The sequence below is a fragment of the Salinisphaera orenii subsp. halophila YIM 95161 genome (assembly GCF_003732545.1).
GTDB classification, from domain to species: domain Bacteria; phylum Pseudomonadota; class Gammaproteobacteria; order Nevskiales; family Salinisphaeraceae; genus Salinisphaera; species Salinisphaera orenii_A.
The window spans coordinates 1-994 of sequence record NZ_AYKF01000029.1 but is presented as its reverse complement, the minus strand read 5'-3'; the positions used below and the strand labels follow the sequence as shown (position 1 = coordinate 994).

Here is a 994-nt window from a genome sequence, read left to right as displayed (position 1 = left end):
GAATTACGACTATAAGCTGTGGGCGTGCCTCAGCCAGCGTCTGTTCCTGTCTCGCTTAGCTATGTTCGTTATGTTCACTGAGTGAGCATCGAGCATCATAAAAGGAGATAGCATGAGCACGCATACGTCAAATCAGAAAATTACTACTGCTAAGATTCGGAAAATGAAAGGGAAAGGCAGCATTGTCTCTCTGACGGCTTACACCAAGCCAATGGCGGGCTTTATGGATCCGTATGTAGATCTCATCATTGTTGGTGATTCAACGGGTATGGTTGCATACGGGTTTGATTCTACCTTACCTGTAACACTGGATATGATGATTGCCCACGGTGCAGCAGTTGTTCGTGGTACCGAGCGGGCTTGTGTTGTCATTGACATGCCCTTTGGCTCATATCAAGAAAGTAAAGAGCTGGCGTATCGCAACGCAGCACGCATATTGACAGAAACCGGTGCTCAGGCAGTGAAAGTCGAGGGAGGCTTGGAGCTTGTTGAAACGGCGGAGTTCCTGATCAGTCGGGGAATTCCTGTCATGCCCCACATAGGCCTTCGTCCGCAGCATGCAAATGCTCTTGGAGGCTTCAAGGCTCAGGGGCGAGATGACGATGCTGTTGCGTTGTTGGTTAAAGAGGCACAGGCCTTTGAATCAGCAGGTGCATTCTCGGTATTGATTGAAGGTGTTTTTGAGAAAGCCGCAAGGAAGGTTACTGAAACCATTGCCATCCCCACCATCGGCATTGGCGCTTCTCCTGAGTGTGATGGACAAGTATTAGTGACTGAGGACATCCTTGGTTTGTTCTCAGATTACACCCCGAAATTCGCCAAAAAATATGTAGACCTCAGTGCCCAGATCAAAGAGGTATTTGCAGAGTTCGAAAAAGAGGTAAGAGCTGGAACTTTCCCTTCAGACGAGCATTGTTTTGGTCTAAAAAAGTGACATAACAAATGGCTGTTGCCGGACGTGCCTACGCTGCGCTCCGGCACGCCGCAAAGCCAA

The 994-nt window shown here is 48.8% G+C and carries 1 protein-coding gene; it reads left to right on the top strand.

Annotated elements, in window-relative coordinates; all coding sequences use genetic code 11:
• The first annotated feature begins 112 nt into the window (after positions 1–112).
• A complete protein-coding gene (gene panB / locus SAHL_RS02600) occupies positions 113–934 on the top strand; it encodes a 3-methyl-2-oxobutanoate hydroxymethyltransferase (protein ID WP_123589855.1) in 822 nt (273 codons plus the stop codon).
• The last annotated feature ends 60 nt before the right edge of the window (positions 935–994 follow it).